Annotated in this window: 15 protein-coding genes; 9 read left to right on the top strand and 6 right to left on the bottom strand. The window is 56.4% G+C overall.

The window, feature by feature from the left end; all coding sequences use genetic code 11:
• Positions 1 to 11: 11 nt before the first annotated feature.
• The 4 genes from LVY75_03165 (at position 12) to LVY75_03150 (ending at position 4,608) form a co-directional block, all read left to right on the top strand.
• Complete coding sequence (locus LVY75_03165; GenBank protein XAZ20977.1) at positions 12 to 1,445, top strand: O-antigen ligase family protein; 1,434 nt, start codon at positions 12 to 14, stop codon at positions 1,443 to 1,445.
• A 255-nt stretch (positions 1,446 to 1,700) separates the two neighbouring features.
• Positions 1,701 to 2,909 (top strand): polysaccharide export protein, encoded by a 1,209-nt coding sequence (locus LVY75_03160; protein XAZ21304.1) that lies wholly within the window; start codon positions 1,701 to 1,703, stop codon positions 2,907 to 2,909.
• Positions 2,910 to 3,128: 219 nt separating this feature from the next.
• Positions 3,129 to 3,683 (top strand): hypothetical protein, encoded by a 555-nt coding sequence (locus LVY75_03155; protein XAZ20976.1) that lies wholly within the window; start codon positions 3,129 to 3,131, stop codon positions 3,681 to 3,683.
• Between the two features lie 154 nt (positions 3,684 to 3,837).
• Positions 3,838 to 4,608: a hypothetical protein gene (locus tag LVY75_03150; GenBank protein XAZ20975.1), complete on the top strand. Its 771-nt coding sequence runs from the start codon at positions 3,838 to 3,840 to the stop codon at positions 4,606 to 4,608.
• Between the two features lie 14 nt (positions 4,609 to 4,622).
• On the opposite strand, the gene LVY75_03145 is transcribed toward LVY75_03150, so the two are convergent.
• Positions 4,623 to 5,456: a metallophosphoesterase gene (locus LVY75_03145; protein XAZ20974.1), complete on the bottom strand. Its 834-nt coding sequence runs from the start codon at positions 5,454 to 5,456 to the stop codon at positions 4,623 to 4,625.
• A 666-nt stretch (positions 5,457 to 6,122) separates the two neighbouring features.
• Here LVY75_03145 and LVY75_03140 point away from each other — a divergent pair.
• The gene (locus LVY75_03140; GenBank protein ID XAZ21303.1) at positions 6,123 to 8,327 is read left to right on the top strand and encodes a polysaccharide biosynthesis tyrosine autokinase; all 2,205 of its coding nucleotides are present in this window, start codon (positions 6,123 to 6,125) and stop codon (positions 8,325 to 8,327) included.
• Between the two features lie 66 nt (positions 8,328 to 8,393).
• On the opposite strand, the gene LVY75_03135 is transcribed toward LVY75_03140, so the two are convergent.
• The 3 genes from LVY75_03135 to ung form a co-directional block, all read right to left on the bottom strand.
• Complete coding sequence (locus LVY75_03135) at positions 8,394 to 9,002, bottom strand: alpha/beta hydrolase (protein ID XAZ20973.1); 609 nt, start codon at positions 9,000 to 9,002, stop codon at positions 8,394 to 8,396.
• Positions 9,003 to 9,016: 14 nt separating this feature from the next.
• On the bottom strand, positions 9,017 to 9,949 hold the full coding sequence (locus LVY75_03130; GenBank protein XAZ20972.1) for a VOC family protein: 933 nt from the start codon (positions 9,947 to 9,949) through the stop codon (positions 9,017 to 9,019).
• A gap of 129 nt (positions 9,950 to 10,078) precedes the next feature.
• Positions 10,079 to 10,771 (bottom strand): uracil-DNA glycosylase, encoded by a 693-nt coding sequence (gene ung / locus LVY75_03125; GenBank protein ID XAZ20971.1) that lies wholly within the window; start codon positions 10,769 to 10,771, stop codon positions 10,079 to 10,081.
• Between the two features lie 299 nt (positions 10,772 to 11,070).
• Here ung and LVY75_03120 point away from each other — a divergent pair, with 299 nt between their 5' ends.
• The 3 genes from LVY75_03120 (at position 11,071) to LVY75_03110 (ending at position 15,387) form a co-directional block, all read left to right on the top strand.
• Entirely contained in the window at positions 11,071 to 12,495 is a 1,425-nt protein-coding gene (locus LVY75_03120) for a phosphomannomutase (protein XAZ20970.1), read from the top strand.
• 43 nt (positions 12,496 to 12,538) lie between these two features.
• A complete protein-coding gene (locus LVY75_03115; GenBank protein XAZ20969.1) occupies positions 12,539 to 13,966 on the top strand; it encodes a mannose-1-phosphate guanylyltransferase/mannose-6-phosphate isomerase in 1,428 nt (475 codons plus the stop codon).
• A 104-nt stretch (positions 13,967 to 14,070) separates the two neighbouring features.
• Positions 14,071 to 15,387, top strand: coding sequence for a UDP-glucose/GDP-mannose dehydrogenase family protein (locus LVY75_03110; protein ID XAZ20968.1), 1,317 nt, complete (start codon positions 14,071 to 14,073; stop codon positions 15,385 to 15,387).
• Between the two features lie 222 nt (positions 15,388 to 15,609).
• Here the strand turns inward: LVY75_03110 and LVY75_03105 are convergent, their stop codons facing one another.
• Positions 15,610 to 17,094: an SGNH/GDSL hydrolase family protein gene (locus LVY75_03105; GenBank protein ID XAZ20967.1), complete on the bottom strand. Its 1,485-nt coding sequence runs from the start codon at positions 17,092 to 17,094 to the stop codon at positions 15,610 to 15,612.
• A gap of 376 nt (positions 17,095 to 17,470) precedes the next feature.
• On the opposite strand from LVY75_03105, the gene LVY75_03100 reads away from it, so the two are divergent.
• Entirely contained in the window at positions 17,471 to 18,532 is a 1,062-nt protein-coding gene (locus tag LVY75_03100) for an acyltransferase (GenBank protein XAZ20966.1), read from the top strand.
• 379 nt (positions 18,533 to 18,911) lie between these two features.
• On the opposite strand, the gene LVY75_03095 is transcribed toward LVY75_03100, so the two are convergent.
• Positions 18,912 to 20,114, bottom strand: coding sequence for an O-antigen ligase family protein (locus LVY75_03095; protein ID XAZ20965.1), 1,203 nt, complete (start codon positions 20,112 to 20,114; stop codon positions 18,912 to 18,914).
• Positions 20,115 to 20,148 lie beyond the last annotated feature (34 nt).

Here is a 20,148-nt window from a genome sequence, read left to right as displayed (position 1 = left end):
TGACGGATAGATTGAAGACCATACTTGCCGGCCTCTACAGCGCGGTGGTGCTGGCTGCGGTCATTCCGTTCGGCCTGGTCGATGCAAAGCCGTTCGCAGCCATCGCAATCTGCATGTTCACTCTGGGTCTTGCGGCGCTATTGCTTTTCGGTGAGCCCCGACGTGCTCGCTGGGTCTTCGTCTCGGCGCTGCTTCTCTTGATCATCACCTCGGCCTGGATCGTTATCCAGACCGTCCGCATCCCCTGGCCATCCCTCGTCAATCCGATCTGGAAGGATGCCGACGGGCTCGCTGGCGCCTCAAGAGACACGATATCGGTCGCGCCGGCAGACACCCTCGCCTCGCTTCTCTATATAGCGCTACCCGGCATGACTTTTTTGACTGGCCTCATCATCGCCGACACGGACAGGCGAGCGCGGCGTATTCTGATCGTACTCGCCGTTGGAGCAGGTTTGGTTTCACTCTTCGGACTTGGCCAGTTCTTGCTCTTTCCGAAGATGCTGCTGACCGAAAACAAGCGCTATTATCTCGACAGCCTCACTGCAGTCTTCGTCAACCGCAACACGGCAGCGACCTTCCTGGGGCTGAGTTTTCTGATGCTGGCGACATTTGCCTCGGAAAACGGCCGCGCCTATTTCGGCTTTTCATCCGCGCAACCAGGCGGATCCAACGAGGGCCTGCGTTTCTGGCTTTTCGCCGGCCTTGGCCTTTCCTGCCTGACCGCGCTCATGCTCACTCAATCCCGTGCCGGACTGTTTGCCACAGGCCTAGGCTCGATCATTTACCTCCCCTATCTCGCCGGTCAGTGGAAAAGCAGACGCTCCAGGCGGCATCCCCAGGCGGGCGCTTCGGCGACCGGAAAATGGTTGACGGCAGCCGGAGCGGTCGCCCTTGTTCTCGTTTTCGCGGCGATATTCGGCGGCCGAGCCATCCTGCGTGCAGACCAGCGAGGCGCTGATGACGATCGTTTCTGCGTCTGGTCCGATACGATACACGCCCTCTCTCAGAACTGGCTGCAGGGAACCGGATTCGGCACATTCCGCACCGTTTTTCCAGCCTATCGAACGCCTGATTGCGGAATTGGCGGCATTGTGGACAGGGCGCACAGCGCCTACCTCGAGGGTTTTCTGACACTGGGAATAATATTCCCTGTCGTCGCCTGCCTGATCTTTTTCGTGCTCATGCGCGCCTTCTGGAGCGGTTATCAGGACCGCCGTCGGCTCAGGCACTACTCAATTTTGGGTTGCGCGGGCACCTTGTTGACAGCAGTTCATTCCGCCGTCGATTTTTCGATCCAGATACCCGGTTTTGCCGTATTCTTCACCGCATTTCTCGCGACGATTATCTCAATTTGCTGCGGGCGCGAAGAAAGGGTCAGTGAAAACAAGAAGGACCTGCCATCCGGCATGAGAATCGAGCGCCCCGCGGAGATCCTCGAAATATGACGATTTAAAGGCTGACGACACATAAAATCGCCACTAAAGAAGATCATAATATTCGTTTGAGTTGTATGCGAATTACCACAGAATCTTAACGCATCAACTCTCGCTAATTTACCATAATTGGAACAATCCATGTTGCCCTATTGCCACAATAACCTTCTGTTAGGTATGCAGTATCTGACAGAGTCGGATATTTACTTGTCATTTAAGTTGCCACCGGGCTAGACGGTGTTAGTGCTATTACCAAGTAGGGTCATGATGGGCATTCCTGTAACTCGACGCGGCAGCATCATTGTATCGATGCTGATCGCGCTTTCCAGCTGCACTTCTCTCCCTAGGTCCGGTCCGGACCACAAGGATATCGACCGCGATGCAGCAATTAAGGTCACAACACCCGAGCGCAAGGTTGGAATCGACTACGTTCTGATCGATCTCAACAAGGGAATCCTGCCCTATTTCGATAAGATTCCGTCCAGCTCTCTGCGGACCGGATTCAGCGGTGGCCGAGGCGGCGCTCCGGACATCCCGCTCGGCTTCGGTGATGTCGTGCAGGTTTCAATTTTTGAAGCTCAGTCGGGCGGTCTTTTCATCCCATCCGACGCGGGCAGCCGCCCGGGCAACTACATCACGTTGCCTCAGCAGACCATCGACAAGTCCGGCACCATCAGCATTCCTTATGCAGGCCGCGTTCCCGCTGCTGGCCGCATGAAGGAAGAAGTTGAACAAGATATTGAGGATAAGCTGGCGAGCCGTGCTATCGAGCCGCAGGTCGTTCTCACGACCACGACCAGCCGTTCCTCCGAAGTAGCCGTCGTCGGTGACGTCAACGACCCGCAAAAGATCGTTCTTTCGCCGGCCGGCGATCGCATCCTGGATGCGATTTCCGAGGCTGGCGGTCTCACGACTCCGAATATCGAGACAAACGTGACGCTGCAGCGTCGTGGCAAGACGGCGACCGTCGCTTACGAAACTCTGCTGAAGAACCCGGCCGAAAACATCTATCTCGCGCCGGGCGACACGGTCTCGGTCGAGCATGAGCGCCGTACATTCATCGCTCTTGGCGCCTCCGGTACCAACAACCGCATCGACTTCGAGGATTCGAACCTGACCCTTGGCGAAGCCATGGCAAAGGCCGGCGGCCTCCTCGACAGCCGCGCAGATCCGCGCGAAGTCGTGGTTTATCGCAAGGTCGACCGCAGCACTTTGCAGCGCCTGAGCATCGACACCAGCCGTTTCAAGGGCAACGAGGTGCCAGTGATTTTCCGGGCAAACTTGCGTGATCCGGCGACCCTGTTCGCGGTTCAGGAGTTCCGCATGGCCGACAAGGACGTCCTGTACGTCTCCAACGCCAAGACTGTTGAACTCGTGAAGTTCCTGGACATCCTGAACTCGGTTACATCTACGGTCAGAGGCGTCTCTAACGATGCTCTCGATACCCGCGATGCAATCCAAGATCTTGGGGATTAAATATATTAAACGATACTTCGAGCGCCTGACATTGAACGGACTGGTGCTCATCGGAGTTTATGTTATAAGCGCCGATATATTTTGGAGGCTGGAATGGTAAGGGCAGGGAAAAATATATTGAAAGGTACGGCTGTATTCGCATTCGGCACTCTTTGCCTTGCGACGTCGTCCTTTGCAGGCAACTGCTTTTCAGGCCCGGGCGCGGCAAGCGGCTCTCAGATGGACGCCTTTAATGCAGCGCCAGCCAGCATTCTCACGGGCAATCCGTCCGATAGCGTGCTTACTGGCTCGGTTCGCGATCTTGCGGCAACCGAAACGAACGTCACGGCAATGCTGCTGACGCTGGCAGCCAATCCTGCAACAACCGATGCTCAGAGAGCAGCTATCGGCGCCGGCCTTGGGCGTGCCGTCAACGTTTGCCGTCCGCAGCACTCCGATCTTGCCGACGAGATTGCGGCAGCCGTGGCAGCAGCAATCGTCAGTAACCCTGCGCTTGGTAGCTTCCGCACAGCATTTGAAGCTTCGCTGACCAACCAGACCGCTGTTGCAGCACTCGGCGGCGTGGGCGCAGGCCCTGCAGGTGGCGGCGACATCAGCGGCCCTGGTGCGTCAGGCTTGGGTGGACCGGCTGATGGCACAGATGGTGGCGGCGCCGCGCAGGGCGGAGGCTCGCTCCAGACCAACGCTTCAGGAGTGGGTTCGCTCCGGACGGGCGCTTCAGGTGGGGGCAATTTTACGATCATCATCAACAACTCTGTTAGCGGCAGCATTTAGTCCGCTTTCAAAATTTGCGTAATTCTATCTTCTATCTAGAGAGGCCGTCCGGCCTCTCCTCTCCTTTCAACATTTAAAGAAAAGCTCCTATATCGCGCGAGTCGTTGCCGGCAGTGGAGCCGATCGTTCCTGCAGCAGGTCGGACCGGTAGGACATGTCTCAGCGCGCCAAGGCAAGCGGACAAACGCGGCGAAGGGCCACGGCCCGGGTTGCGCTGTCAGTTCCCTCTCCCCTATCCGTCCTTTTTAGCCTGACAGTCATTGCGCTACTGGCCTTCGCCATAGCCGATATCAGGCAGTCGGCACGCTTTGCCGATATCTTTCTTGTCGCCGAGAGACTTGAACAATCCGGACAGATCAGCCCTGAAACGCTGGCAAGGACGGCAGCCGACACCGACACGATCGTCTCCGGCGACTATTGCCGCTCGGATATCGTCATGGCAGGCACGACACTCGTGCTGAATAGACTGGATACGGCCAACGAGATCACGGGTTACGAAGCCTGGGCCAAGGCTGCAGACGACGCCGAACGCTACATGCGCCATGCCGTCTCTTGCACGCCGAGCGATAGCAATCTTTGGCTCAGGCTTGCGATCGTTCGTGCCGTAATCGCTCAGGAGCCGAAAGCAATTTCCCGGTTGATGACGATGTCAGCACGGCTCGCTCCTTCGGACGAGCTTGCCCTTCTCGCCCGATTCTACTTTTGGAACCATCTGAACATAACGACGCTTGAAAATGCTCGAACCACGGTCGAGAGCGACGTCAGCCTTCTCTTAAGACTAGGGGATTCGCGGAAAGTCGCACCGGCGTTGACGGCAATCAGCCCCGCCCTCCTGCCCTACGTCAAGCAGGCCGCTGTCGAATTGCCGGCCAACAAGAAAGGTTCACTCACCTGGTTCGGCTTTGATCCTGACAAATTGCCGTAAGGCAAACGGCCGCTTCAGCTTAGCACGACAGCTTGGCGGTTCACGATGCGCAGCACTGTCATCCTGCCAGTGGCGAATGCGCCGGTATCGATAGCGATCCGGCCATTGCCAAAAAACGGTCGAGCGACCGGCGTGTGACCGTGCACCACCAGCAAGGGCAGTTCCGGGCCCCGTGTCAGAAAGGGCTCACGAATCCACATTAAATCACTGTCCCTCTGCTCGGAGAGAGCGACACCCGGCCTGATCCCGGCATGCACGAAAACGATATCACCCACAGTGAGCATCGACGGCATCTCGGCTAATAATTTCTTATGGTGAGTCGGAACCGCATCATTTATTGCGCGCTCCGCTGCCCCATTGCTGCCATGCTTCAGCAAATAAGCAACGTCGATCCCGTATGATTTCAAGGTTTCCGAGCCGGCGAAGCGATACCAGCTCCGAAGCACGTCCGGCTCCTCAAGCAATTGAAGAAACGCGTCGTCGTGATTACCGCATAAGGCGACTTGCTTTATGTTGGGTGGTGTTGGCCTGCCGAGGTGCTCAAGGACATCTTTAGAGGACACGCCACGATCTACGTAATCCCCAAGCATGACTATCAATGCCGTTCCCGTATACCTCGAAAAATCTTCGATTATCTTCTGCTTGGCCTCAAGAAGCTTGCCGTGACAGCCGTGTATGTCACCGATAGCGTAAATGGCAGAAAAATCAGCCGGCTCGAAATGGAGCCTTTGTCGAGCCTGCTCGCGCACCAGAGGCAGCGGCTTGCCTTTGCCCATGAGCTTCTGAAACACCCCAAACAAAGTTGGGCTTATAAAGCTTTGATGGCGCTTCACATGAGAGTTCGACATTCTATTTTGATCCTCGAGGCCCTGTAGTGCGCTCAGCCGCAGCTCGCGCGCATAAGACAGCCCCGCACCTTCCGCGAACTTCTGGCAGGCATTAACAAATAATTAAAAATATACTCACCAGTAACGGAAGCATAATTCAATAAACACCACGGATTAAGCCGCCATACATCCATTTTTATCTCGAACATAAGCTCGATAGCTCCAAAGATTTTCTTACGAATCGTTAAGAATTAATGGATTCCGTTGACATCGGAGCGCTTTTGACCCATCAATACACGCCTAATCTAGAGCCAGAGAGTGAGAAAAAGCTAAATTCCTCTCATAAATTTCATAAAGGTTGGGGTGTCACAGCGGCGTTGCCGGATGCTAAGATAGTCACTGAAAATCACCGCAGCGCAAATATGGCGTCAATGCGGCCTGATGCAGATTGACGGTATCGATGCCGGGGCGCTTTGTCCCGGCTTGAGCTTAAACATTGATTGACGCCACTCGTTCATGTAGCGTGCGCCCACTTTCGCTTGGCTTCCTCGAAGCATTTGATTAAGCGCACCTACAGACCCTTTACCTAATATGACGCAACTTAATGGAGGTCTCGGATTGCTTTCGCCAGATAAGGTCCCGGCATACGCAAACGAAGAGTGGGAACACTCTGAGTCAAGAGACACTATCGACGTTGAAAAGCTGATCGCAATCGCCGGACGTCAATGGCGACCGGTTGCGATTGCAGCAATTGCCTTCCTTGTATTAGGGATTGTTTACATCGTCACCGCAGTTCCAAAATATACTGCAGCGACGAGCGTACTCATTGACCGTGGCAACAGCGAGCTCCTGAGCCAACTTTCCAATGCCGGCGTTCCCGTAGAGGATGACGCATCGGTATTAAGCGAAGTCGAGCTGTTCAAGTCCGACACGATCAGCCTGGCCGTCATAGACAAGTTAAAGTTGCTGGACAATCCGGCCTTTACCTCGCCGGACACCTCGCCAATCGCCATGCTTCGTTCGATGCTCAATTTCCGCAAATGGTTTGCGAGCGCGGATGTCGACGCCGATGATCTGGACGCCAAGCGACGGGCGGCATCTGACAAGATCGTTTCCAATATGGATGTCGAGCGCGTGGGACGCACATACGCTCTGTCCGTAAGCTACACCTCGACGTCGCCGGATCTCGCGGCAAAAATTGCGGGCGCAATCGCTGACGCCTACCTCGTGGACAAGCTGAACTCAAAATACGAGGCGACGCGCCGCGCGAGCGACTGGCTGCAGGAGCGCATCGACGAACTGCGGCAGAAGGCACTTGAATCGGACCTTGCGGTCCAGAAGTTCCGTACCGCGAAGGGGCTTGTCAGCACCGGCGGACAATACCAGCTTCTCAGCGACCAGCAGCTCTCTGAATTGACGACCCAGCTTATTACGGCCCAGGCCGAAACGGCAAAAGCCCAGGCGAAATATGAACGCGTCAAATCGATCATCGACAACAAGCGCACGGATGCGATCGTAACCGACGTTCTCGATAACTCCATTTCCAACGACCTGCGCAAAAAGTATCTCGAAGCTTCGAAGATCGAGGCCGATATCTCGGCTCGCCTGGGACCGGATCATATTCAAGCCGTTCGTTTGCGGGGCGAAATGGCCGAATACCAGCGGCTGATGTTCGAAGAGCTGAATCGTATTGCCGAAAGCTATCAGAGTGAGCTTCAGGTCGCCCAGAGCCGAGAAAAATCCCTTCAGGACAGTGTTACGCAAGCGACCAGCGTAACGGCTGCCGCGGGAGAAACCCAGGTTCAACTGCGCGAGCTTGAGCGTACCGCCGACACGTATCGCAACCTTTACCAGACCTTCCTGGCCCGCTTCCAGGAAGCAACTCAACAGCAGACCTTCCCCATCACGGAAGCGCGCGTCATCACCAGGCCGCAGGTGCCTGTATCAGCCAGCTCGCCAAAGAAGCCGCTCGTCCTTGCTCTTGCGCTTGCGCTTGGTGCGGTCTTTGGCAGCGGCGTTGGTGCCTATCGAGAATTCCGTGACCGGTTCTTCCGAACCGGCGATCAGGTTCGCGATGTCCTGTCGCTGGAATATATCGGTCATGTTCCCGCTGTTGATGCGAAAGAAGCCGCCAACGGCGCCAACGATCTGGAGGCAGGCCGCGGACTGCAAACCGGCAACGGGATCACCAATTACGTGGTCAATCATCCGCTGTCGGCCTTCGCCGAGACGATGCGCAGCGCCAAAATCGCTGTCGACATGGAAAATCCGAGCTCGCGCAGCAAGGTTATCGGCGTCATCTCCAGCCTTCCGGGCGAAGGCAAGTCGACCATCGCCATCAACCTTGCGCAACTCTTGGCGATGCAAGGTTCACGCACATTGCTGATCGACGCCGACCTTCGCAATCCGGGTGCGACGCGCGCCATCGGCCGCCATGCGGAACAAGGTATTCTGGAAGCATTGCTGGAAGGCCGGCCACTGAAGGACGTGCTGCTGCTCGACAGCAAGACTAAGCTCGCTTTCCTGCCGGCCGTGGTCAAGCGTCGGGTACCGCACTCCTCTGACCTGCTTTCCTCATCCATCATGGTCAACATGCTGGATGAATTGAAGGCACATTTCGACTATATCGTTCTCGACCTGCCCCCGCTTGGTCCGGTCGTCGACGCCCGTGCGATCAGCCCGATGCTCGATGCTTCTCTGGCTGTTATCGAATGGGGCCGCACATCGCGGCGCGTCGTTCGCACGACCTTCGCAGTTCAGCCTGAACTCATGCAGAAATGCATCGGCGTCGTGCTGAACAAGGTCGATACGGAAAAGCTGAAGCTTTATCGTTCCTATGGTTCCGGCGAGTATTATTACAACCGCTACTCCGCCTACTATCACGAATCGTAAGAACACATTTCGAGCAGAGCCTGAAATGGATTATGCGGCGAAATTCGCCGCATAATTTTTTTTTGCTCACGTCAGTTCCGAAAAGAACCCGCCGATCGCCTCAATCTCATTGGGGCGGATGTCATGGCCTCCCGAATGCCATTCCGTCTGCACCTGTGCATTCTGGCTCTCGAAATAGGCGGAAAGCGCTTCGGTCAGCGCGACAGGCGAGATCGGATCGCGCTGACCCGCCGTGATCAATATTCTGCGGCCGCTGAGATCGGGATTGGCGCGCGGTCGAAAAGGGATAAGCGGATGAAGCAGAGCTGCCACGTCGAACAGGCCCTTCTCGATAAGCACGTTCGCCAGAATGTTGGCGCCATTCGAAAATCCTAGCCCGAGAATCCTGGATGCACCATGCGTCGAGGCCAGATCCTGGACGTAACCACTCATCTTGTCCGTCGCCCGAGCGAGGTCAGCCATGTCGTAGACACCCTCGCCGGTTCGCTTAAAGAAGCGCGCCGCCCCATACTCGGATACGTCGCCGCGCGGCGAAACGATCGTCGCCTCCGGCAGCAATCGCCTGCCGAAATCGAAGAACTGATTCTCGTCACCCCCCGTCCCGTGAAGCACGAAGAGAATGGGCTTTCCGGGTGCACCGGCATGCAGCCGGTGCACATATCCATTGTTCGTCATCGTTCTGTCTCCGCTTAGGCTTCGAGCGGCTGGAGATGCTGCTCGATAAGGGCACGCAGATGCGCATGCTGCTGTGGCAGCTTCAATGCTTCGCCGAGGTGAGCCGTGTCCTCGTCGCGGTCGAAGCCGGGTTCGTTGGTGGCGATCTCGAACAGTACGCCGCCGGGCGTACGGAAATAGATTGCCCAGAAGTAATCGCGGTCGATGACCGGGGTGACCTGATAGCCCGTGTCCATCAGCGCCTTGCGCACTTCGAGTTGCTTCTCGCGGTTTTCGACGGCGAAAGCGACATGGTGGACGGAACCGGCGCCCGGAAGCGCACGGGCAATATTGGGCATGGTTTCAAGATCGACGAGATGCGCACCGTTCCCGCCGGGAATGATGAGACGTTTGACGCCGTCGCGTTCTTCCTGAACTTCATAACCCATGAACTTCAGAAGTTCGGCCGTGGCACCGTCATCTCTCAGCCGCATGGCAACGGAGTGGAGGCCTCTGATGGCATGATCTTCGCTGACGCCACCGTGCGTCCATGGAGCACGAGCGTCATCCTTGACCTCGACAAGTGCGAAGCCGTCGCCATCGGGACCAGCAAAACTCAGGCGTTTTTCACCAAAGGATTCATCCGTCTTCAAGCCAGTGACATTGAGCTTGGTCAGGCGATCGCTCCAGAAGCCCAGCGAGCCCTGCGGAACCGAGTAGACCGTGGTGCCGACTTCACCTGTGCCCGGACGCCCCTGCGCCATCTTCGGGAACGGGAAATAGGTCATGATCGTGCCCGGGGAACCTGTTTCGTCGCCATAGTAGAGGTGATAGACATCGGGAGCGTCGAAATTGACGGTCTTCTTGACGCGGCGCAGGCCCAGCGCATTGGTGAAGAACTGGTTGTTGGTCCGGGCGTCCTCGGCCATCGATGTAACGTGGTGCAGACCCTTGATTTGATCGAGCATTTGAGACCTCTTTCTGCCCGCAACAGGCGGGCTTTCTATGGGTCATAGATGAGCTTTTCGAGCCGGTTCTCATAGTCCGGCAAGCTGACACGCATTGTCTCCATTTTGTGAACGACAATGCGGCAGCGTTCAAGGATTGACTGGAAGCTGCCAATCAATAGGTTCACGGCCATGCGACTGCAGAAACGCATTCGCCTTGGAGAAATGCCGCGATCCGAAAAAGCCGTTATGGGCGGAAAGCGGCGACGGATGCGGCGCCTTCAGCACCAGATGCCGTCTTGCGTCGACAAAAGCCGCCTTCTTTTGGGCATAGGAGCCCCAGAGCATGAAAACGACGGCTTCACATTCGTCGTTCACCTTGCGGATGACCGCATCGGTGAAACGTTCCCAGCCTTTGCCCTGATGCGAGGCCGCCTGAGATTCCTCCACGGTCAGCACACTGTTGAGGAGAAGCACGCCCTGTTGGGCCCAATGTTCAAGGAAGCCGTGCCGCGCCGGCGAGATTCCCAGATCGGTCGCCATCTCCTTGTAGATATTGACGAGTGATGGCGGAATACGCACGCCTGGGCGAACGCTGAAGCAGAGTCCATGAGCCTGGCCGATGCCGTGATAAGGATCTTGCCCAAGAATCACGACTTTAACCTTCGCAAGCGGCGTCAGATCCAGGGCGCGGAAATACTCTCCGCCTTTGGGGAAAATCTGTCTGCCAAGCTGCTTCTGCTCGACGAGAAAGATCTTGAGCTGCTGCATGTAGGGACTTGCAAACTCGCCCGCGAGCGCCGCTCTCCAACTCTCTTCAAGAGTGACTGACGTGTCGTTCACGACGCAAACCTCCCGGATCGATGCAACCCATGTACGAAAGCCGTTTTAGCAAAATTACCCAGAGCCACAATACGCGACGGCTGTGACGCTATGCCTTGCTATCTCGCAGATGCGAAGAGAGCTTGGACTGTCATAAATTGGAAATTCTCCACCATTACCAAAAGTGCTGGTAACGATACGCAAATGATGGCAATACTTTGCTATGCCGTCTGCCGTTTTAACTATGCCCTAATTTTGCTGTTTACCCAAGCAAATCAGCACAGTAGAAATCGGTTGTTCACAGCGCGAGGGTGTTTCGCATGAAGTTTGGGACAAGCGGCCTTCGTGGTCTTTCGGTAGATCTCACAGGACGTGCATCGGCGCTTTATGCCATGGCTTTCGGCAAATATTTGCTGCAGAGCAACAAAGCCGCACAGGGCGATGTCATTCTGATCGGCCGTGATTTCCGGGAGTCCAGCCCGGAGATTGCCGGCAACTGCGCCGGCGCGCTCGCAAGCCTCGGCTTTAGAGTTCTAGACTGCGGCACGGTCCCGACACCGGCGCTTGCGCTTTACGGCCTGGAAAGAAATGCCGCTTGCCTGATGATAACGGGTTCGCATATCCCGGCGGACCGCAACGGCATCAAATTCTACCGCCCAGACGGCGAGATCGACAAAGCGGACGAAGCAGCGATTACCCGATTTGCCGCCGAAATCGAAGCCTCCGGCGAATCGGTCGTTAGCGAACCTGTAGCCGTTGAGGATCACTCTGCACCGTGCCTGCAGCTCTTCTTTGAGCGCAATGCGGGTCTCTTGCCGGCACGTGCGCTTCTGGGCATGAAGATCGGCATCTATCAGCACAGCACGGTCGCCCGCGACTTGATGGTCGATATTCTCGCCCATTATGGCGCCGAGGTGGTCGCTCTTGGTCGGTCCGAAACCTTTATCCCGGTCGACACCGAAGCCGTTTCTGAAGAGACGATCGCCCTTCTGAAGAGCTGGGCCTCTACACATGGCCTTGATGCGATTGTTTCCACTGATGGCGATGGCGACCGTCCGCTGGTTGCCGATGAAACCGGAACGCCGTTGCGCGGAGATCTTCTGGGATTGATTTCAGCCAATTTCCTCGGTGCCGGTACCGTCGTCACGCCGGTCACCTCCAATTCGGGAATTGAAGCCGCAGGATCCTTCAGAGTCATTCGTACCCGTGTCGGCTCTCCCTTCGTGATTGCCGGCATGGAAGAGGCCGTTGCCGCAGGCAAGAATCTGGTGATGGGCTTCGAAGCGAACGGCGGGCTCCTGACCGCAACACCCTTCGATATCAACGGCCGCAGCGTGCGAGCATTGCCCACGCGTGACTGCTTCCTGCCTATGCTGGCAACGCTTTCGCTCGCCGCAATCCGCAAGGAGCTGCTTTCGATCGTCGCGGCTTCATACAAACTGCCCTTTGCGGCGGCCGATCGTCTTGAGAACTTCCCGGTCGAAACCAGCGTAGCCTTGATGGCTTACCTGCGTGAATCCGACGCCAACCTCGCAGAATTCCTGCAGCCTATTGGCGAGGTCAGCTCGAAAAGCGATATTGACGGCTTGCGCGTGACGTTGCGCGATGGCCGCATCATTCATTTTCGGCCGTCCGGCAATGCGCCGGAAATGCGTTGCTATGTGGAAGCCGAAAGCGAGGCAGCCGCCTTACAACTCTTGAATGCGGGATTGACCCGAATTAAGCGCTGGGCAGAAGCCCGGTAAGCATGCGACAAACCTGGCCGTTCATTTCAAGGAAGAGCATCCGATGACACAGAAAATCGTTCCCGTGATCATGGCTGGCGGCAAGGGCACGCGCCTTTGGCCGCTCTCGCGCGCAACGGCGCCGAAACAGTTCATCCAGTTTGTCGGGGACAAGACCCTGTTTCAGGAAACCCTGGTTCGCGTTTCCGATCCGGCGCTTTACGAAGCCCCTGTCGTTGTGACGAATGAGGACTTTCGTTTCCTCGTCGCGGAACAGGCCCGCGAACTTGATATTCCGCTCGCCGCTGTATTGCTGGAGCCTGTCGCCCGCAACACTGCTGCCGCAGTGGCAGCTGCTGCGAGCCTTGCCTCCGAGCATTTCGGCAAGGAAGCCATCATTCAGATGCTGGCCTCTGATCACGAGATCCTTGCAGACGATGCCTATTTCGACGCCATCCGCACGGCACGAGATGCAGCCCTCAAGGGCAAGCTCGTCACCTTCGGCATTACGCCGACGGAACCGGCGACCGGCTATGGTTACATCGAGGTTGGCAAGCAGCTTGCAAGCGGCGCGCACGAGGTCAAGCGCTTCGTCGAAAAGCCGGCTCGCGAGAAGGCCGAGCAGATGCTGACCGCCGGTGGCTTTTACTGGAACTCAGGTATCTTCATGTTCCCGGTCGCCGAACTGCTTTCCGAAATGCAGGAATATGCACCTGATGTGCTGAAGGCGGCGGACAAGGCACTCTCCAAGGCTACGCGTGATCTCGATTTCACCCGTCTCGATGCCGAACACTTCGCGAAGAGCCCCGACATCTCCATCGATTACGCAGTCATGGAAAAGACGTCCAAGGCCGCAGTCGTTCCCTCCGCCTTCAAGTGGTCGGACATGGGTAGCTGGGATGCCGTTTGGAAAACCGGCACTCAGGATGAAAACGGCAATATCGCCGCGGCCAACACGACGGTCGTCAACACCCGCAACTCGCTCGTGATGACGCATGGCGTTCACCTTGCCGTCCAGGGCATGGACGACGTCGCCGTTATTGCCAGCGAAGACGCCGTTTACGTCGGGCCCCTGAAGGAAAGCCAGGAAGTCGGCAAGCTCGTCAAGCTGCTCGCCGGCCATAAGAAGACATCGAAGCTGACCGAGACCCATCCCACATCTTACCGTCCGTGGGGCGGCTACACCTCGATCTTCAACGGCGATCGTTTCCAGGTGAAGCGTATCTTCGTAACACCCGGCAAGAAGCTGTCGCTGCAGAAGCATCATCACCGTTCCGAGCATTGGATCGTGGTGAAGGGAACAGCCGAAGTTACGATCGGCGACAATGTGCAGATGCTGCGCGAAAACGAGTCAGTCTATATCCCGCTCGGTGAAGTCCATCGCCTTGCAAATCCGGGCAAGATTCTGCTGGAACTTATCGAAGTCCAGACGGGCTCCTATCTCGGCGAAGACGATATCATCCGTATCGTGGACGAGTTCGGTAGAACCTGAGCCTAAGCTTTTTGGCGGTCTTGAACTTGGTTCCCCGCCCCTGTAACACGGATGGTGGTCCGCCTTGATGGTCGGGCCACTTTTCGTTGAATGAAGGTTGCACCATGCGCATTGTGATGATTGGTTCGGGTTATGTTGGGCTCGTCTCGGGCGCCTGCTTCGCAGATTTTGGCCACCATGTAACCTGCGTCGACAAATCCGAAGCCAAAATCAACGCTCTAGAAGCCGGCGAAGTGCCGATCTATGAGCCCGGCCTCGAAGCCATCATCCAGCAAAATCGCAGCGCCGGCCGCCTCGATTTTTCGAAGAATCTCGCTCCTTCCGTCGGCGAAGCCGACGTGGTCTTCATCGCGGTCGGCACGCCGTCTCGCCGCGGCGACGGGCATGCGGACCTGAGCTACGTCTATGCAGCGGCGCGCGAGATTGCTGCCGCCGTCAGGGGCTTTACGGTAATCGTGACAAAATCCACGGTACCGGTCGGCACCGGAGACGAAATCGAGCGCATCTTCCGAGACGAATTTCCGGAAAAGGATATTTCCGTCGTCTCCAATCCCGAATTCCTGCGCGAGGGCGCGGCCATCACCGATTTCAAAAGGCCCGACCGCATCGTGATCGGCACTGAAGATGCGCGAGCCATCGAGGTCATGCGTGAAGTCTACCGTCCGCTTTACCTCAATGAAGCGCCGCTCTATTTCTGCGAACGCCGCACCTCCGAGCTCATCAAATATGCCGCCAACGCCTTCCTGGCGATGAAGATTACCTTCATCAACGAGATTGCCGACCTGTCCGAAAAGATCGGCGCCGACGTTCAGAAGGTCGCCAAGGGTATCGGCATGGACAAGCGCATCGGTGACAAGTTCCTGCATGCAGGACCCGGCTACGGCGGCTCGTGCTTCCCCAAGGATACGCTTGCCCTCGTCAAGACCGCACAGGACTTTGACAGCCCGATGCGCCTGATCGAGACCACTGTTGCGATCAACGACAATCGCAAGCGTGCGATGGGCCGCAAGGTTGTCGCCGCCTGCGATGGAGACGTGCGCGGTAAGAAAATTGCGGTCCTCGGCCTTACCTTCAAGCCGAATACCGACGACATGCGCGATGCCCCGTCCCTGACGATCATCCAGGCTCTCCTCGATGGTGGCGCAACGGTGCACGCCTACGATCCGGAGGGCATGGACGCGGCAAAGGATATGCTCGGTCCGGTTACCTATGGCAAAGACCCATACGAGATCGCCGCCGATGCCGATGCAATCGTCATCGTCACCGAATGGGACGAATTCCGTGCGCTCGATCTCAAGCGCCTCAAGACGATCATGAGAAAGGCGGTTATCGTCGACCTCAGGAACATTTACCCGGTCAACGAAGTGACCAAATACGGCTTCGGCTATTTCGCTGTCGGCAAGAAACCCGAAAAAGTTTGAACCTGTTCCCATTCTCTGGAATGGCAGCGCTCATCCGCCTCCAGTTTGTGAAGGCGAGCACCAGCTGGCAGGTTAAGCCACCTGCCGCGCTGATTGCACCGCACCCTGCCGCGGTCGTCTCTTTGCGGAGTTGCGGGACGGACGAACGCTACCGCTCAAGCCAACAGCTACAAATCGGAAATCCACCGGTCCGAACGCCGATGCAGCGATGGCTGGCGTCTCTCACAGATTCCAGGCTGGACGGGGATCAGTGCTTTTGCGGATGATGATTGGTGAAAATTTCGCGACCAGTCTGTCCTTGGCGTTCTTGTTCCAGTGAAGACGGATTGGCCGCAGCGAGCTTCGAAAATAATCTGCCGGAGCTGCGACATCATCCGATCCAAGCAATCTGAACCGCGGAATGGTTGCCCGCCCGGACAACGGCGCTGTCAATCTCGGTCCATCTTGTGTGGCGTTGAGGCGCACGACCATGCCGCCAACAGCGGCATAACGGCATATTGCAGGCCGGCTGTTCGCCTCGAGACTAAATTCGAGTCCGAGCCAGTCATTGCTCTCGGACAATTCGTAGTCGAACCCGGCTTCAACCCAGTCGCCCACGGAGAGGCCGAGTTTCTCCAGGTCCATATCGGCCCAGGACAGCGTCAACGTACATACCCGAGTGTCGTTTGTGTTGTCCTCGGGATCGATCGTAAAGATCTGCCTTTCCAGGCCGCTAGATACGATTTCCTTTGAGCCGGTAATATTATCCGCCTGCCCCGCGCCGCGTGTTGCTACAAGGCCATCGGCGACAACGCCTTCAACACCGAATCGTTTGCCTTTCTCACCCGGGAAGCCGCCAAGCGGCGAAAGGTTGGCCAACGTCACATCCCGGCTGTAGAAATCGCCTTCCGTCACCATTTTGCGCAGTATGGGCAAAAGCACGGAATAGCGCAGCCATTGGCCCACTGTATTCAAGTGAACATCGTCCTCCGTGATTGCGATGCCTTCGGCTAACGCCTTCGAGAGAACCGCCCGGTCATCAACAACCTTGATGCCGTCCCGCCCGTCGATTGACACGATGTAGTCGGCAAGGCCGTTGCTAATGGCATGCCGCGGATCACTCGCAGGCCAGGCCCCGACCGTGTGACCAATGCGGTCGACGGGCAACATGCAGACGACCCAGATGCCGGCGTCTCGCAGCGGCTTCAAGAGCGTTTCATACCGCGCGATCACATCCTCGAGGGTAATCTTGTCACTGGCGACGTCGTTGGTGCCAATATCCAGGATAACAATGTCGGGCCCCCGCTCAAGGTACCAGGGCAGTCGCGCGAGCGTTTGCGGTATGTGCTCGCCGCCGCGTCCTGCAATCGCCCCCGCCATTCTGCCTGTCACTGCTGCTTTCGTTGGCACGGTCGGATCATACCAGCAGTCAAGATTGAAGCGGTTATCGACGTTTCGCAGCGGTCCGATAGTCCCGAGCCAGTTTGCTGTCAGAATATCGATACGAGGCGTCGGGTTCCCGGGATAGATTACGGTATAACCACTATTGGCTACAAAGCTGTGCCCCAGCCCCATAACCTTTGCTCCAACTTCGAGCGGAAGGCTGGGCAAATCCCGCCTGGTCGACAGCATGGCAGCAGAAAGCGCCGGAGAGTTTTGGACAAAATAGAAACCGCATTGTGCGAACAGGCCGGCGAGAAATGTACGACGATAAATCTGTAAATCCATAAGATTCCATCTCGATTTTTAAACGCTGCAAGGTCGCTCAGTCATGACTGCAAAGTCGACATTTGCATGACAGTCAACGGCTTTGGATCTTGCCCGCGACGGCGGTTTGGCGGGCCAAAACGAGCTTCGACGTTCAAAGCATTCCTTCATCGCCAACCATCAAACTATTTCCGGACGCGCTACGCTCGGCGATGGCTGAAAAATGTTAAGACTATATATGGCCCACATGCCCACGAAACGGACGATGACTCCAACAGGAATGTCTCGGTTGGGGAATGGTGCAACAAACACGGCGACGCACAATTGTTGCGCTTCCTTTCGCTAATGCAGCATGCTATCGCTTCTGCAGCGTAACCTTAATGGCGGGTGAAGGACTATGCCTGTTCGTCAGCATTATTTGACGCTCGATGGCCTTCGCGGCCTTGTCGCGATCTCGGTGCTTTTCTTTCACATCGTTTGGCAAAACGGCCTTGGTCGTTTATCGCCCCATGGTTACCTTGGAGTAGATTTCTTTTTTGCCCTGAGCGGCTTCGTTATTGCAATCGCATATGATGCACGATTGCAACAAGGAATGGGCTTCAAGCAATTTATGATAGTCCGGTTACGCCGACTATATCCTCTCTTTGCACTTGGCATGGCGCTAAGCGCCGCGGTTTTTGCATTGAAGATGATACCCAAAGGTGAATTTAATACTTCGGAATTTGCGTTTGCATCGCTGAACGCGTTTTTGATATCACCGTTCGGGCGAGTAGAAGGCAACGATTATCTATTCCCGTTCAATTCGCCGGCGTGGTCGCTGTTTTTCGAAATTGCGATCAACGCGGTATATGCGCTGGCTGCGATCTACCTCACACTGCCGAGATTATTAGGTGTCTTGGCCGCATCGGCGGTGGCCGCCATTGTAATGGTGACCTATCACGGCAGTTTCGATGTAGGGGACAGTTCGAGCGAGCTCTTCGAGGGCGCCATTCGCGTAACATTCTCTTTTTCGGGCGGCGTTCTGCTCGGCCGCTTGATGATGGCCGGTCGCTTGAGGAACGTCCCGACCGTGTCACCGGTATTGCTGAGCGTTGTCTTGCTCGCGGTCTTCCTGTTTCCGGTCACCCAGTTCAATTTTATCTTTGAACTGGTGTGTGTATTGCTTGTCTTTCCGCTCGTTGTGATGTGGGGCGCGGTGAGAGAGCCCTCACCCCGTTTCGAAGCTGTGGCCAAGTTTTCCGGACTTATATCCTATCCCCTGTATATAACGCACATGCCGGTTGTACTTATCAGTACATACATATGCGCCCGGCTGAAGCTGGAAGGGCTGGCTTTATTCGCCATGATTGGCGCGACGATGTTCATAGCGATCATGTTGGCATATCTCGCCGCGGTCTGTTTTGACGAGCCGATCCGCCGCTTCTTCCGCGCGACATCTGCGCCCCTTCCGACAAGCTGATCCGTTAAAGTGCCTCGCTCAGGCTTGGCTAAAGTATGGCCTATATCGCACCACGGAGCGTGAGAAGACGGCCAATCATTGCAGCCGCCGGCTCACCTGCAAACACAAGGTGACTGGGACCGGGTTCAATGCTCCTCACATTCTGCCGCCGGCCGATTTGGGCGACCTTGCTTCAGAACCGAAGATAGAGCGTCCCGACGCTCGCCCTGCCCAAGGTCTGCAGCGACGCCAAACCTGATCCATTGAAGAGAGCTGCGGCTTTGCGGAAGCGTCGGGCCTCCGTCAGGTTTTTGCGGCCGCCGTTTCAGCTCAACCTGCGGCCACGACGAAATGGCGGCTGAGCAGTGATCGCCGCCAATCAGATCTGGCGCAGCTTGTATTATTCCCCTGGCGAAGCAGCCGCGGCGACTTGATGTGGGGCCTGCTGCATGGCCGGCAATCCCTGTCTCTGGCGCACCCTTCGGGGAACGGGCTTCTTATGTCCCGCCAACAGTGCAAGGAATATAAGCGGGAACTCCAGAGGCGAGGCAAGAGCGTTGTCTGAATTGGAGAGAAACAGGAAGCCCGAATAGGCGAGCATCGCCACCACGTTTGGACGGCCGCCACGAAAACTGGCCTTGAGCACAGCAAGGGTCAGCAGCACATAGAAGATGATCATGCCCGTGCTGCCGAGCTCCACCGACAGGCGAATGAAGTCGTTATGAGCTGAGGTAGAACCGACGATGACCTCGATTTCGTGTGGCGTGATATAGAACTGGTGACCGAAGCCGATGCCCGTATAAGGATATTGGGCAATGACGGTGCGAAGATAGTCCCACATGATGCCGCGACCGCTGTCGCCGCTTTGCAGAAAGCGCGTCGCGAAATTGTCCCAGAACGCCGCCACGATCGCCACACCGCCAACCAGGCCCATCACCACCAACGAAATCTTGGTTGTGATGGTTACACCGCGTTGCACGAGCACCGAAGCACCAGTCACCACTACACAAACCGCCAGTGTCGCTCTGCCTCCAGCAGCAACGAGAACCAGCAGACTGATCAATACGAGAACCACGTATTTTTTCTGACCGCCGAGGACGAGTTGCACTGCGGCAAATACGCCGCACATTCCCAACGCGGATGTGAATGCCGCCGCCGACAATGAGCCCAGATAGCGCGGGACACCAGTCGCAAACTCTGTTGCGATCATGGGTTTGATCCCCACGGCTTGATATGCAAAGCCGAGGACCACGCACACCAAGGGTAGAAATGCGGTAACTTTCCAGATGAGTTGCTGATCTCGATAGCTGGTTTTTCCGGCGAGCAAAGCAAATAGAACAATGATCTGGTTCAAGGAAACCAATAAAACGGACCAACTGAAGCCCTTGTAGGGCGTTGATATACCAAGAATGACAACAAGCAGCAGCTCCCCAAAAAGGAGCGACAATATCGTCCTGTCCGGGCGGCCTCGAAACAGAATTGCAAAGGAAGCAAGTATAAAGAAAAACTTCTCAATGGCATTACTACCGGCGAGATGCAGGGCTGCACCGATATTGAATATCAGCAACACAAGAGAAAAGACGAAGATCGTTCTAAATGCCATATATCGCTTCCAATTGACCCATCTTATTAAGAAG

The organism is Sinorhizobium sp. B11 (assembly GCA_039725955.1).
GTDB lineage: Bacteria > Pseudomonadota > Alphaproteobacteria > Rhizobiales > Rhizobiaceae > Rhizobium.
The sequence above is the reverse complement of the archived record's forward strand: the minus strand, read 5'-3'. Positions and strand labels throughout refer to the sequence as shown.

Bases quoted from the DNA above. Each gene is read 5' to 3' on its own strand.
- LVY75_03095 (XAZ20965.1), bottom strand. From the start codon at position 20,114: ATGGCATTTAGAACGATCTTCGTCTTTTCTCTTGTGTTGCTGATATTC.
- LVY75_03110 (XAZ20968.1), top strand. From the start codon at position 14,071: ATGCGCATTGTGATGATTGGTTCGGGTTATGTTGGGCTCGTCTCGGGC.
- LVY75_03105 (XAZ20967.1), bottom strand. From the start codon at position 17,094: ATGGATTTACAGATTTATCGTCGTACATTTCTCGCCGGCCTGTTCGCA.
- LVY75_03145 (XAZ20974.1), bottom strand. From the start codon at position 5,456: ATGTCGAACTCTCATGTGAAGCGCCATCAAAGCTTTATAAGCCCAACT.
- LVY75_03115 (XAZ20969.1), top strand. From the start codon at position 12,539: ATGACACAGAAAATCGTTCCCGTGATCATGGCTGGCGGCAAGGGCACG.
- LVY75_03150 (XAZ20975.1), top strand. From the start codon at position 3,838: ATGTCTCAGCGCGCCAAGGCAAGCGGACAAACGCGGCGAAGGGCCACG.
- LVY75_03155 (XAZ20976.1), top strand. From the start codon at position 3,129: ATGGACGCCTTTAATGCAGCGCCAGCCAGCATTCTCACGGGCAATCCG.
- LVY75_03135 (XAZ20973.1), bottom strand. From the start codon at position 9,002: ATGACGAACAATGGATATGTGCACCGGCTGCATGCCGGTGCACCCGGA.
- LVY75_03160 (XAZ21304.1), top strand. From the start codon at position 1,701: ATGGGCATTCCTGTAACTCGACGCGGCAGCATCATTGTATCGATGCTG.
- LVY75_03100 (XAZ20966.1), top strand. From the start codon at position 17,471: ATGCCTGTTCGTCAGCATTATTTGACGCTCGATGGCCTTCGCGGCCTT.
- LVY75_03120 (XAZ20970.1), top strand. From the start codon at position 11,071: ATGAAGTTTGGGACAAGCGGCCTTCGTGGTCTTTCGGTAGATCTCACA.
- LVY75_03130 (XAZ20972.1), bottom strand. From the start codon at position 9,949: ATGCTCGATCAAATCAAGGGTCTGCACCACGTTACATCGATGGCCGAG.